The organism is Tepidamorphus gemmatus, from assembly GCF_004346195.1.
GTDB classification, from domain to species: Bacteria; Pseudomonadota; Alphaproteobacteria; order Rhizobiales; family Tepidamorphaceae; genus Tepidamorphus; species Tepidamorphus gemmatus.
Genome location: NZ_SMAK01000014.1, coordinates 17,351 through 30,754, shown reverse-complemented (window position 1 = coordinate 30,754; position 13,404 = coordinate 17,351). Strand labels below are relative to the sequence as shown.

11 protein-coding genes are annotated in these 13,404 nt (G+C 69.8%); 2 read left to right on the top strand and 9 right to left on the bottom strand.

Annotated elements, in window-relative coordinates; translation table 11 throughout:
- The first annotated feature begins 21 nt into the window (after nucleotides 1–21).
- Nucleotides 22–1,587 (top strand): 1-hydroxycarotenoid 3,4-desaturase CrtD, encoded by a 1,566-nt coding sequence (gene crtD, locus EDC22_RS16335; protein WP_132807744.1) that lies wholly within the window; start codon nucleotides 22–24, stop codon nucleotides 1,585–1,587.
- A gap of 23 nt (nucleotides 1,588–1,610) precedes the next feature.
- On the top strand, nucleotides 1,611–2,414 hold the full coding sequence (locus tag EDC22_RS16330) for a hydratase (protein WP_245499808.1): 804 nt from the start codon (nucleotides 1,611–1,613) through the stop codon (nucleotides 2,412–2,414).
- A gap of 122 nt (nucleotides 2,415–2,536) precedes the next feature.
- On the opposite strand, the gene EDC22_RS16325 is transcribed toward EDC22_RS16330, so the two are convergent.
- The 9 genes from EDC22_RS16325 to EDC22_RS16285 all read right to left on the bottom strand — a co-directional run bounded on the left by EDC22_RS16325 (nucleotide 2,537) and on the right by EDC22_RS16285 (nucleotide 13,403).
- The gene (locus EDC22_RS16325) at nucleotides 2,537–3,025 is read right to left on the bottom strand and encodes a TspO/MBR family protein (RefSeq protein ID WP_132807743.1); all 489 of its coding nucleotides are present in this window, start codon (nucleotides 3,023–3,025) and stop codon (nucleotides 2,537–2,539) included.
- Between the two features lie 72 nt (nucleotides 3,026–3,097).
- Entirely contained in the window at nucleotides 3,098–4,162 is a 1,065-nt protein-coding gene (locus tag EDC22_RS16320) for a phytoene/squalene synthase family protein (protein ID WP_132807742.1), read from the bottom strand.
- Nucleotides 4,143–5,681, bottom strand: a complete 1,539-nt coding sequence (locus EDC22_RS16315) for a phytoene desaturase (protein WP_132807741.1) — start codon at nucleotides 5,679–5,681, stop codon at nucleotides 4,143–4,145. Before EDC22_RS16315 ends, EDC22_RS16320 begins: the two co-directional genes overlap by 20 nt.
- Entirely contained in the window at nucleotides 5,678–6,562 is an 885-nt protein-coding gene (gene bchO / locus EDC22_RS16310) for an alpha/beta fold hydrolase BchO (RefSeq protein WP_342635150.1), read from the bottom strand. The genes EDC22_RS16315 and bchO overlap by 4 nt, the downstream gene beginning before the upstream one ends.
- Nucleotides 6,553–8,346 carry a magnesium chelatase subunit D gene (locus EDC22_RS16305; protein WP_132807740.1) on the bottom strand — a complete coding sequence of 598 codons (1,794 nt, stop codon included), beginning with the start codon at nucleotides 8,344–8,346 and terminating at the stop codon, nucleotides 6,553–6,555. The genes bchO and EDC22_RS16305 overlap by 10 nt, the downstream gene beginning before the upstream one ends.
- Complete coding sequence (gene bchI, locus EDC22_RS16300; RefSeq protein WP_132807739.1) at nucleotides 8,343–9,488, bottom strand: magnesium chelatase ATPase subunit I; 1,146 nt, start codon at nucleotides 9,486–9,488, stop codon at nucleotides 8,343–8,345. Before bchI ends, EDC22_RS16305 begins: the two co-directional genes overlap by 4 nt.
- Before the next feature lie 226 nt (nucleotides 9,489–9,714).
- Entirely contained in the window at nucleotides 9,715–10,392 is a 678-nt protein-coding gene (locus tag EDC22_RS16295; RefSeq protein ID WP_132807738.1) for a GntR family transcriptional regulator, read from the bottom strand.
- A gap of 798 nt (nucleotides 10,393–11,190) precedes the next feature.
- Nucleotides 11,191–11,907, bottom strand: a complete 717-nt coding sequence (locus EDC22_RS16290) for an SDR family oxidoreductase (protein ID WP_132807737.1) — start codon at nucleotides 11,905–11,907, stop codon at nucleotides 11,191–11,193.
- 32 nt (nucleotides 11,908–11,939) lie between these two features.
- Nucleotides 11,940–13,403, bottom strand: a complete 1,464-nt coding sequence (locus tag EDC22_RS16285; protein ID WP_245499807.1) for an aldehyde dehydrogenase family protein — start codon at nucleotides 13,401–13,403, stop codon at nucleotides 11,940–11,942.
- Nucleotide 13,404: the final 1 nt, after the last annotated feature.

Genomic DNA, 13,404 nt, shown 5'->3' with positions numbered 1-13,404 from the left:
GTTCGCACGGAGATCGGCGGAATGCGCTCCCCACGGGTGATCGTCATCGGTGCCGGTATCGCGGGATTGTCCGCCGCGCTGGAACTGGCCGTCCACGGTCTCGAGGTGACGGTTGTCGAGCGCATGGCGCAGTCCGGCGGCAAAATGCGCGAGCAGCAAGTCGGCGGACGGCAGATCGATGCCGGTCCCACGGTCCTTACCCTGCGCGACGTCTTCGACGAGCTGTTCGACCTCGCCGGCGCCTCGCTCGAAGATCGTGTGCCGATGCGCCGCGCGTCGGTTCTCGCCCGCCATGCGTGGGACGGTGGCGGGCAGATCGATCTGCCTGACGGCCGGTCGGCTGCTGCCGATGCCATCGCCGCCTTTGCCGGCCCTGCCGAGGCACGCGGCTATCTCGCCTTCTGTGCGGAGGCGCAACGCATCTTCGAGGCGCTGGAGAACACCTTCATCCGCGCAGACCTGCCGACGCCGGTCGGGCTCGCGCGGCGGTTCGGCCTTGCCGGCACGTCCGACCTACTGGCGATCCGCCCGTTCACGCCGTTGTGGAAGGTCTTGCGCGGCCACTTCCGCGACGCCCGGCTGCGGCAGCTGTTCGGCCGCTACGCCACCTATTGCGGGGCCTCGCCGTTCCGCGCCCCGGCGACGCTGATGCTGGTCGCGCATGTCGAGCAATCCGGTGTCTGGCTGGTGCGCGGCGGAATGCATCGCCTCGCCGTCGCGATGCAGGACCTCGCCGAGGCCAGGGGCGTTGCGTTCCGCCACGGTGTCAGCGTCGACGAGATCGTCGTCGCCGATGGTCGCGTGTCGGGCCTCGTGCTCGACAACGGCGAAACCATCGCAGCGGACCTGGTGGTGTCGACTGCCGATGCTGGCGCCTATGCCGCCGGCTGTTTCGGCGCCGCGGTCGCTGCAGCCTGCGATCCGGTTCCGCCGGCCGCCAGGTCGCAGTCCGCGCTGACCGTCTCGATGCTCGCCCGGACCGACGGGTTCGCGCCGGCGCATCATACGGTCTTCTTCTCCACCGACTACGAGGCGGAGTTCGTTGATGTCTTCGACCGCGGACAGTTGCCCGACGCGCCGACCGTCTATGTCTGCGCCCAGGATCGCGACGATGCCGGGACCCTGCGCGCAGACGGGGCGTCGGAGCGGTTGTTCTGGATCATCAATGCGCCCCCGAACGGCGACGTCCGGGGCTTCCAGCAGGAGGAGATCGACCGGTGCTTGACGGCTGCGACCGCGCTCATGGCCAGATGCGGATTGACACTGAGCTGGCAGGAGCCGCCAGCGATAACGACACCGGCACAGTTCGCCGCGATGTTCCCGGGCACGGGCGGAGCCCTGTACGGGCGGGCGCCACATGGCGCGATGGCCTCGTTTCGTCGGCCGGGGTCGCGCAGCCGCATTCCGGGCCTCTATCTGGCGGGCGGCAGCATCCACCCGGGGCCGGGCGCGCCGATGGCTGTGATCTCGGGCCGGCTCGCGGCAGAAGCGCTCCTGCGGGACCACGCTTCGACACGCCGGTTCCACCCGGCGGCTATGCCTGGTGGTATGTCGATGCAATCAGCGACGACGGTACGGACGCGCTGACGGTCATCGCCTTCGTCGGCTCGGTGTTCTCGCCCTATTACGCCTGGCGGGGGCGCCGCGATCCCGACGATCACGTTGCGGTCAATGTGGCGCTTTATGGTCGCAGACGCCGCTGGACGATGACCGAGCGCGGCCGCGACAGTCTCGGTCGCAATGAGATGTCGCTCACCGTCGGTTCGAGTTGGTTTGCCTGGGACGGCACCGCCCTCGTCATTCATCTCGACGAGGTCGCTGTGCCGGTTCCGCGCCGTGTGCTCGGCCTGATCCGCATCGAACCGCGCCCAATGCCGGCGGTGGGCTTCGTGCTTGACGAGGCTGGCCGCCATCACTGGCGGCCCATCGCCCCGAGGGCACGGATTGAGGTCGAGATGCGCGATCCGGCGCTGCACTGGACGGGCACGGCCTATCTCGATGCAAACCACGGCAGCGAGCCTCTCGAAGCCGGGTTCCGCAGCTGGCAATGGTCGCGCGCGCACACGCCGGAGGGTACCGTCATCGTCTACGAGACGGATCCCCGGCAGGGTCCCCCCTTCGCCCGATGCCTGCGCATCGCCGATGACGGGTCGGTTGATGACATGGCGATGCCGCCGCCGCGTGCGCTGCCGACGACGCCGTGGGGGATCAGACGGTCCACGCGCATCCCGCTGGATGCGGCTGCGGATGTCGTGCGTACCCTCGAGGATTCTCCCTTCTACGCCCGCTCGCTGCTCCACCTGTCCTGGAAGGGCCGCAAGGTCGCCGCCGTCCACGAAAGCCTCGATCTCGACCGCTTCGCCCGCCAGTGGGTACGCCTGCTGCTGCCGTTCCGGATGCCACGGCGGCCTTAGCTCGATCCGTCGTCGCCCCGGTCACGGCGCAGGCAGCGCAGCTGCCAGATGCCGAAGGCCAGCACACCGCCGAAGACGAGAAGGAGTTCCGCGAGCGCCAGCCATCCCGTCATCCGCGACCCTCAGCCTCTCGCCTCAGCAGATGCGGCGTTGAGGCGCCACACCGAGATGTTGAGCGCTGTCGCAAGCGTCACCCAGGCGAGATAGGGCACGAGCAGCCAGGCCGCGAGCGGACTGTGCGGGAGGAATGCGACGATTGTGGCGACGATCGACAGCCAGAGCGCAACCACGTCGAGGATGGCGAGGCCCGGCCGCTTCATGCCGAAGAAGATCGCCGACCACAGGCCGTTGAGGACAAGCTGCACGCCGTAGATGAAGAACGCGGTGCGCGCGCCGGAGAAGCCGGAGTCGCGCCAGACCAGCCAGCCCGAAACGGCGATCATCACGTAGAGCACGGTCCAGACCGGCCCGAACACCCAATTTGGTGGCGTCCAGCTCGGCTTGGCGAGCCGCTCGTACCACTCTCCGGGCGGAAACAGCGCGCCGCTCAGCGCCACCAGCGTGCAGGCGACACAGAAGCCGCCGAGGACGAGATAGGGATAGAGGTTCATCGTGTCGGATCCGAATGCCGTGCCGGAAGGATCATAATGCCATCGTACGGCATAGGGTTCCCGCTGGATCCGTCAGCTGCGTGACATGACGCGCTGCAGGCGGTCGCGCCGCTCCAGCCTGTCGAACAGCTCGATCGCGAACACGACCCGCCCGCCAATGTCCCACCAGGCTGCGGGGCGGGTCGGCGGACGCGCCTCGCGCGCCGCGTCAACCAGGAACCGCGTCGCCGCCAGCGGCGGCGCCGATGCCGGTGCCGGGGCGCGCGGCAGACCGATCAGCGCCCGGGCGACCAGCGCGCATTTGCGGCGGGTCGGCACGACGGCCCGCCGGGAGACCGGATCGAAGCCGTTGCGGGCAACCTCCCGCCCGATCGCCGCATAGAGCAGCCGTGCGGCAGTGATGGCGGGCCTGCACGAGATCGGCAGGCCGGCGATGCCGGCATCGGCACGGGCATAGAGGCGGTCCGCCTCGCCGAGCAGGCGGGCGACCACGCGCCGGATCGCCGATGTGCAGGCGGGCGCGGCGAGGAAGGAGGCTGGATTGACGCCTTCCTCCGTCAGCCACTGTCTTGGCAGGTAGAGGCGGCCGTTGCGCGCATCCTCGCCGACGTCGCGGGCGATGTTGGTGTATTGCATGGCAACGCCGAGATCGCAGGCCCGCGCCAGCAGCCGCGGATCACGGACGCCCATCAGAAGCGCCATCATCGCGCCGACCGAGCCTGCCACCCGCGCCGCATAGGCCTCGAGATCGGCGATCGTGTCGTAGCGCCGTCCCGCCGCGTCCCAGGCGAGCCCCTCCAGCAGCGCGAGCGGCAGGTCGGGCGGGATCGCGAAGCGGCTGACGGTAGCCGCGAAGGCGCGGTCGACCGGATGGTCGAGCGGCCGTCCCGCATAGGCGCGCTCCAGCCGCTCATGCAGGCGTGCGAGCGTGTCTGTCCGGCTGCCGTTCAGGTCCACCGCATCGTCGGACAGGCGGCAGAAGGCATAGAGCGCATAGGCCGGCCGCCGCACGCGTGTCGGCAACAGCAGCGAGGCGGCGTGAAAGCTCCGCGATCCGCCGCGGATCATTTCGCGGCAGTGGACGAAGTCCCCGGCGAGGGCGGTGGACACCCGGGCGTCATGCGGCGGCGACAGCATCGGGTACGACCCTGTCGAGAACGCGTGCCGACGACAGCACGCCGGGGATGCCCGCGCCGGGATGCGTGCCGGCGCCGACGAGAAACAGGTTCTCGATCTCCTCGCTGCGGTTGTGCGGCCGGAACCATGCGCTCTGGGTGAGCACCGGTTCGAGCCCGAACGCCGCCCCCTTGTGGGAGGCGAGCCGATCGCGGAAGTCGGCGGGCGTCATCAGTCGCGAGGTCACGATATCGGCCTCGAAACCCGGCATCAGGCGAGCGTCGAGGAAGGCGGCGATGCGCCGGCGATAGGGCTCGGCGGCGACGCTCCAGTCGATCCTGCTGTCGAGATGCGGTACAGGCGACAGCACGTAGAAGGCATCGCAGCCGGCCGGCGCCAGAGAAGGATCGGTGGCCGTCGGGCGATGCAGGTAGAGGCTGAAATCGTCCGCGAGCACCTTGCGGTCGAATATGTCGGCGAGCAGGCCGCGATAGCGCGGGCCGAGCAGGATCGTGTGGTGTCCGACCTCGGGGAACTGCCGCCGTGTGCCGAAATACCAGACGAACAGGCTCATCGAGTAGCGCGCCCGGTCGATCCGCCGGTTCGTCCAGCGCCGCCGCCGGCCCGGCGCTAGGAGTGCGCGATAGGTGGTGGCGGAATCGGCGTTGGACACGACCACGTCTGCGGCCACCGTCTCGCCGGAGGCGAGCCTCACGCCGACCGCCCGGCCGGAGTCGACGGCGATCCTCTCGACGCGGGCGTGGCAGCGTATTTCGTTGCCCTGGTCTTCGATCAGCCGGACCATGCCCGCCACCAGCCGGCCGGTGCCGCCCATGGCGAAATGCACCCCCCATCTGCGCTCGAGATGGGCGATCAGGCAGTAGATGGCGGTCGCCCGGAACGGATTGCCGCCGATCAGCAGCGGATGGAAGCTCAGCGCCGTGCGCAGCCGCTCGTCACGCACGTGGCGGGCAACGAGGCCATAGACCGAACGGTGGCCGCCAAGCCGCACGAGATCGGGCAGGATGCGGACCATGCTGCCGGGCCGGTGAAACGGCACATGGCCGAGTTCCTCGAACCCGACACGGCACATCGCCTCGCTGCGCCGCATGAAGGCCTCGTATCCGGCCACGTCGCCCGGCGACAGGCGGGCGACCTCGGCGCGCATGAATTCCGGGTCCGCATCGCAGCGGAACCGGCTGCCATCGTCGAACCTCAATTCGTAGAAGGGCGATATTGGTCGCAGGTCTACATCGTCCGCGAGCCTGCGCCCGCACAGCGACCAGAGCTCTTCGAACAGGAAGGGTGCCGTGACGATGGTCGGTCCCGCGTCGAAGGTGAAGCCGTCCTGCCGGAATACCGAAGCCCGCCCGCCGGGCTGCTCCAGCTGTTCGAGCACGGTGACCCGGTAGCCCCGCGCACCCAGCCGGATAGCTGCCGCAAGCCCGCCGAAACCGCTGCCGATGATGACCGCGTGCGGGGCCGAGTGGCTGGCCGCCGCCGCAGCCCGGAACGCCGGGGGAGGGGCGTGGCGCGTCATGGCGCGGCATCCGCACCGGCTGCCTCGGCCCGGTCGAGGATGAGGTCGGCGATCTTGGCGGGTGCCTCCTCGTGCATGAGGTGGCCGAGACCGGGCAGCAGGACCCGTTCGCACTGCCGAATCAGGCGGGCGACGATCCGGGATTCCGACGGGTCCACGTAGCGGTCACCCTCGCCGACGATGAGCAGGGTGGGAATGTCGAGGCGGGGAAGATCGCGCACCAGCGGCGCGAGGTCCCAGTTCGCCATCATTTCCAGCGCGCCGGCGACGTGATGGTGATCGCGGAACAGCCGTCCGTACAGGTCGATCCCGTGCTCGTCGATGCTGGAGCCGCTGCCGCGGATCATCCGGTTCACCGTCCGTTCGCTCGACGACAGGGCAAGCGTTCGCGCGACGAGGGGGTTGGCGACGAGGAGGCGCGCGAGCTGCGGAAACATCCGCATCGCGATGCCTCGGAACGGCAGGAATGCACCGTTGATCGCAACGAGGAGCGCCGGCCGGATACCTCCGTCGATTGCCATCCGGGCGAGGATCGCGGCCCCTGCCGAATGTCCGACCGCGACCATCGGCCGGATCGCCAGCTGTTCGACCAGAGCGGTCAGCACATGGGCGATCGCCGGCAAGGTCGGCTGGCCGTCGCGGATCGGATCGGTGAAGCCATGTCCCGGCAGGTCCGGCGCGGTGACGCGCCAGCGTTCGGTGAGGTATGGCATCAGCCCTCGCCAGGAATGGGTGGAGGCACCCGTGCCGTGGACGAGCAGCAGGTCGGGGCCGCGGCCGGATTGCTGGACATGCCACGAAACGCCGCCCGCCTCGACGATACGGCTCGAATCGCGACCCGGCCAGTCCGGCCAGGCCGGAAGGCTCGCGGTCATTGCCATGGCGCAGCGCTCCGCATCGCTCCGGCTGCCTTGCGCGCCGCGCTCGACAGACCGGCGGCGTCGGCATGTGGCATGGGCAGATAGATTGCACCCATCGCTTGCGCGAGTTCGAGCGCCCGGGGGTCGGGGCGCAGCGCCGTGTCGATCAGCACCGATGCGACGCCTGCCTTGGCCAGCGCCCTGCCGGCGTCGATCGCCTCGCGCGTTGCTGTCACGCGGTCGCGCCGGTTGTCGCGGGTGACATTGGCCCGTCCGTCCGTCAGCAGGACGATCACCGGTGAGCGATCGCGGCGCAGTTCCTGGTCGGCGAGCTCGGCAGCCCGCTCTATGGCGCTCGCCAGCGGCGTGCCGCCGCCGCCCGGCAGGCAGGCAAGGTCGCGTCGCGCCCGGTGCAGGGAGCGGGTCGCCGGCAGCACGATCTCGGCGTCGGAGCCGCGAAACGCCAGCAGCGCCACATGGTCGCGGCGCACGTAGCAGTCGGCAAGGAGGAGTTCGACTGCGCCCTTGGCCTCGGCCAGGCGCTGCAGGGCACAGGAGCCCGAGGCGTCGACGACGAAGATCGTCGTGGTTTGCCGGCGCTGCTTGCGCCGGATCGCGCGCAGATCGTCCTTGCGTACCTCGATGCGGCGGCTACCCCCGGTCCGCCCGGCCGACCGCAGCCGCTGCCATGGAGCTGCCGCGCGGAGCGTGGCGAGGATGTCGATCTTATCGGGGCGGCCGGGGGCTGTCCGTTTCGTGCCGTGGGCGCGACCGCGCTGTGCGGACAAGCCGGTCGCGCCGGATCCGCCGTGCCGCACCTGCCGGCGCTGGCCGCCGCCGTGGCGCAGCCGTTCCAGCAATCCGGGGGGCAGGGCGGCAAAGGCGGCAGCGACGGCGATGTCCTCGGCGTGTTCCTCGACCGGCCGGTCCGCTGCATCGGGTTCCGCGGTCTGGTCGGACCGCGGGGGGGCAGCAGTCCCCGTCGGATCGGACTCGCCGCGCGCCGCACCATCCTGCGGCAGCTGCGTCGCTCGCGGCCCGAGCACCAGCCTCGCGGCGAGGGCGATATCACGCTCGTCCGTCAGGTCACGACCGTCGAGGGCGGCAATTGCCGTTGCGGCGCGCGCCGCCAGGATCGGCGCGCGAAGCGACCCGATGCCGAGCAGCGCCGCGGTGGTGCACAGGGTGTCCGGTGCACCCTTGGCGAGCCGTGTCGCCGCAAGGCATCCACGCCCGGCCGCCACGGCGGCGGCGATGTCGGCCGGCTTGACGTCCAGCTCCATCGGACATGTGTCCGACAGATCCAGCCACAGCCCGAGCCGCTCCCTCAGCGGCTCTGCGACCGTCTCGTCCTCGCCGATCCCTTCGTCGAACGCGACCACAGCGAAGCGGGCGGGCCAGCGGCGGCACAGCCCGTCACGCGCGAGCGTCACCGATCCGCTATCGAGCGCCTGTCCGATCCTCGCTACCGTCGCCGGGTCAGCCCGTTCCGCCATTGGCAGGATCAGCAGGCCGCCATCCGCCGCCGCGAGCAGGCCACGCTCGGCGACGGGGCGGCCGACGGCGAGGCTCGCGACGAGGTCGATGCCGCCGATCAGACGCTCATCGTCGATATGAAGGGGCACCCTGCGGATCGGCGCGGCTGGCGGCATGAGAGCGGCGAGGATGTCGTTCCAGCGCTCGCGGGCCGGCCCGTGCGCGGCCCTGACGACGGCGCCGCCCAGGGCCGGGCCGGCGACGGCGAGGAGGCCGGCGGCCAGCACCGCGTCCGGCCAGTCATGCGGCGATGGGCCGCTGCCGGTCATCCGAAATGGTCGGTCAGCGCGCGCTCGAGGCGCGCGCCGGAACCGGTCTCGTCGAGCGGATTGCGGCGCAGGCGATGGCGCAGCGCCAGTGGGGCGACCGCCTTCAGATGGTCGCCGGCGACCGCCGGCCGATCCTCGAATGCGGCGAGTGCGCGGGCGGCGCGGATCAACGTCAGCTCCGCGCGCAGCCCGTCCGTGCCGACCGCCATACACAGGCCGGCGGCGGATTCGAGGGCAGCGTCCGGTGTCCCGACTGTCGCCAGCCGCCGCCGGGCTGCCGAAATCCGGCGCCGCAGGCTTCGCTCCCGGCCGGCCCAGAGGGCGGCGAATCCGCCGGGATCGCGGTCGTAGGCATCGCGCCGCCGGACGACCTCGATCCGGTCGGCGAGATTATCGGGTGTCGCGACCTTGACGGCGAGCCCGAAGCGGTCGAGCAGTTGCGGCCGCAGTTCGCCCTCCTCCGGATTGCCGCTGCCGATCAGCACGAAGCGCGCCGGATGACGCAGGCTGATGCCCTCGCGTTCCACGACGTTCTCGCCGGATGCTGCCACGTCGAGCAACAGGTCGACCAGATGGTCCTCCAGCAGGTTTACCTCGTCGACGTAGAGGAAGCCGCGATTGGCCCGCGCCAGAATGCCGGGCTCGAAGCGCTTCTCGCCAGCGACCAGCGCCCGCTCGAGATCGAGTGCGCCGACGACCCGGTCCTCGGTCGCGCCGAGCGGCAGATCGACGACCGGAACCGGCACCTTGAGGCTTCTGGAGGCACGCGCATCGCGACAGGTGTCGCACTGCTCCTGCGGTGCGCCAGGCCGGCAATTGTAGGGGCAGCCCGCGACGACAGTGATCGGCGGCAAGAGCGCGGCGAGTGCGCGGACGATGGTCGACTTGCCGGTGCCGCGATCGCCGAACGCCAGAACGCCGCCGATCGTCGGGTCGATCGCGGCGAGGATCAGAGCCCGCTTGAGGTCATCCTGCGCGACGATGGCCGAGAACGGGAACGCCGGCCGCCCGCCCTGCTCGACATGCCGGCGTCGGCCGGACGGCTGTCCGCCGGCGTGAGAGCGAGACCGGTCGGACCGGGCCGCAGGCTGCTCCACCGGTGCCCTGAGCCGGCCGTTTCCATGGCCCGGGACATGTAGCATCGGACCCATCCCGCGCTGTTGCTCTTCGCGAGTGTTCTATCACGTTTACGAAGCATATGTAACACGAGATTTACACATGTCCGATCGGCATCCGCCGTTTGCGGTTTCCGGCACCTCGTCGAGGCATCGAGGCAGCCCCGGAGTCGGGCTGTCCCCGGCGCGCTCCGGCCGGATGCCGCGCGGGCCATTCTCCGTCCGCAACGGCCACGCGGATACCTGGCGCCGTTCATGCCGGCCGCGCGACCAGCGAGAACTGCAGTTTCAGCCGGCCGACCAGAGCCTTGTGCATGTGGTTGCGCATCGCCTGCTCGGCAGCGTCGGCGTCGCGCCGCTCGATCGCGTCGAGAACGGCGGCGTGCTCCCGCTTGGCTTCCTCGCTGCGCCCCGGAATCTGAAAGGTGGTGCGCGGCAGCAGCGCGAGCGAATCGTTCAGATCCTCCAGCATCCGCATCAGGTAGTCGTTGCGGGCGGTCTGGTAGATCGATTCATGGAAGGCCGCATTGGCTCGCGCGAGCGATGCTGCGTCGTGGGCCTCCTGCTCGAAGATTTCGGCTGCATGGCGTATGGCGGCGAGGTCGGCGGCCGAGGCATTCTCCGCCGCGAAGCGGGCGGCCGCTCCTTCGAGAACGGCGCGCATCGCGTACAGCTCGCCCACCTGCCGGCGATCGAGCTCGGTGACGGTAAGACCGTAGCTGCTTGCCGTAGCAAGGCCGCGCGCATGAAATCGCGTCAGCGCCTCGCGCACCGGCGTGCGGCTGACGCCCATTTCGGCGGCGATGTCTTCCTCGCGCAGACGGCTGCCGGGCGCGAGGGTGCCCGCGCGGAGCCGGTCGACGAGGCTGCGATACACCATCGTGCTCAGCGGTTCGGCCCGGTCCCGGGCGGTTCTTGCCTGTCTTGCCATCGCCGTTCTCCGAGTGCCGCGCTGTCACGATGCCAGTTCGGCAGGAACTCCGTTCGTTAAGGCAGCCCAGCGCCTGTGCAAGCGGAGCAGACTGGCGTATCCGGATGCGTACAAGAGTATGCTGAATTCCCTGCCGTCTGTCACCGCCATGCACGAGAGCGCGTCATGACGCCGACCGGCGACGGTTCTACCTCGACTGCGTGCGCCGGCACATTGTTCCTCACGGCCTGGGTGAGCGTCCCCGGACGGATCTACTTCAAGGGGCAGGGTGTCCGATCTGCTGCTCCATCGATGTCATCTGCGGCTGGAGGACGGTCCGGCGGCCCTGGGTAGGTTCACTGTCGGCCCGGCGACGGCCGATCCGCTCTTTGCGCTGCCGCGGAAGACCACGGCTCGTCGATGTCCAGGTCGCGCGCCACAGGTTGCTGCCGAGCGCCGGAGCCCAGCGCCGGGCAAGCCGGGAGGCGACCCGGCCCTTCACGCCTGAGCGATGCGGCCGAACGCATGGCGGCGGTCGCCGGCCAGGAGGCGAATGGCGTCTGCACCGATATGACGAACGCCACCTTCGCTGATGAGAAACTGTTGAACAGGTGCCGCTCGCCCGGATCTGCGACACGGCGCAGACGGATTGCCGGTCACATCCAGTCGGCGACGACGCCATCGTCTTCGTTCCGGTGGCCGGGGCAATCGGCCGTGCGGCGCGCGGCGTGCCGACATTACTGAAGCCCATCTGCGCCGGACCAGACCGGACCCCTGCATGCCGGTTGACATGAGGCAGCTGTGCAATGGCGGATGAGGCTAGATCAGTCCGCCGTTCGGCTGCACGATCTGGCCGTGAATCCAGCTCGCCTTCGGCGACGCCAGGAAGCTCACGACGTTCGCCACCTCCTCCGGGCGGCCGACGCGGTTGAACGGGCTGAGCCCCGCCGACCGCTGGATCGCCGCCTCGTCCTTGCCGGTGCGGAAGAGGTCGGTGTCTACCGGACCGGGCGCGACGGCGTTGACGCGGATGCCCCGCCCGGCAAGCTCTTTCGCCAGGGAGCGCACCAGGCATTCCACCGCCGCCTTGGAGGCGCTGTAGGGGCCGGCGCCCGGCACAGCGTGGCGCACCAGCGACGTGGTCAGCGCGATGATCGAGCCGTTGTCAGCAATCCTGCGTGCCGCTTCCGACAGGATGTTGAAGGCGCCGACGACGTTGATTTCCATGAGTCGGTGAAAATCCTCTGGCGGAAACTGCGCCAGCGGTACCGGCGGAACGTTGATGCCGGCATTGGCGACCACGCAGTCTGGCGCTCCGCCGAGCGCGGCGCCCGCCTCGTCGAAGAACCGGGCGACATCGCCCGGATCGCTGATGTCGGCCCGGAAGGCACGCTTGCCAGGCCCGTCTTCCGCGGCAACGGGGGCATTGGTCACATAGCTGTAGGCGACGTCGAAGCCGTCGGCACGCAGCGCCGTCACGCAAGCCGCGCCGATGCCGCGCGAGCCGCCGAAAACGAAGGCGATCTTCCTGGTCATGCTTTCCTCGGTTTGGTTGGAACAGCCGCTTCTCAGCGGGTGGAGATCGAGACGACGCGCTCCTCGGTCATCTCGCGGATCGCGTAGTGTGGTCCTTCTCGCCCGAAGCCGCTGTCCTTGGAGCCGCCATAGGGCATCAGGTCGACGCGGGCACTCGACGTTTCGTTGATGTGCACTCCGCCGACCTCCAGCCGCCGAGCCGCCTCGAAGGCGTCGTTGAGCCGCTGGGTGAAGAGCCCGGTGGCCAGCCCGAATGGTGTGGAATTGACGCGATCGATCGCCTCGTCGAGCGTCGCGAACGGCGCGATACAGATGACCGGTCCGAAGATTTCCGCGCATCCGACCTTCATGTCGGCACGGATGTCGGTCAGCAGGGTCGGTGCCACCACCGGGCCGCTGCGCGTGCCGCCGGCGAGCAGGCGTGCCCCGCCCGCCACCGCCTCACCAATCCAGGCCTCGACACGCGCAGCCTCGCGCTCGCCAATCAGCGGCCCGACAAAGGTTGCCGGGTCGCGTGGATCGCCGCAGCGCAGCGCGGCGACCATCGGGGCGAGGCGCCGCTCGACCTCGGCGCGGCGTGCCTCGTGGACGAGGAGAATCTGTACCGACGTGCAGACCTGACCGGCCTTGCGGTAGCCGGCATTGACGATCTTGGGCAGGGCGCGGTCGAGATCGGCGTCTTCGCCAAGGATGGTGAAGGCGATGGAACCGAGTTCCATCTGCGTGCGTCTGAGGCCGGCCGCGGCCTGGATGATCCGGCCGACCTCGGTGCTGCCGGTGAAGGCGAAGAAGCGCACCTGCTCGTTGTCGAGGAGGAAGCGCGCCACCTCGCCGCCTCCGTGGAGGACGGAGAGGAAGCCGGTTGGCAGGCCGGCCTCGACCAGCGCCTCGGCCAGAAGGCATGCCGTCAGCGGCGTGCTGGTCGAGGGCTTGAGGATCACCGCGTTGCCGGCCGCGAAGGCCGGCGCAACCTTGTGCGCCACGGTGTTGAGCGGCGAATTGAACGGCGTGATGGCGGCGACGACGCCGAGCGGCACGCGAAGCGTGAAGGCAAGGCGGCCGGCCTGGCCGGGTGCCCCCTCGAACGGCAGCATGTCACCGGTCAGCCGCCGCGCCTCCTCGGCAGAAAGCCGCAACGTCTCCAGGCAGCGCGTCACCTCGCCCTCGGCGTCGGCAATGGTGAAACCTGCTTCGGATTGCATCGTGGCGACAAAATCCCGGCGTCTTGCCGCCACAATCGCGGCCGCGCGGGAAAGGATCTCGCCGCGCTCGTGGGCGATGGGTGCCCCCTTGCGGAAGGCAGCGGCAGCCGACTCCACCATGAGCTCCACCTGCCGGGCCGATGCCGGGCGCACCTCGCCAATCTGCGACAACAGGAACTTGTCGAGGATCGGGACCGGCGAGCCTTCACCTTGCTCCCAGCGTCCGGCGATCAGCAGCCGCGCCTCGGCCTGTCGCGAAGCAGCAATGTTGGCGTTCGTCGTCGTGTCGTTCACG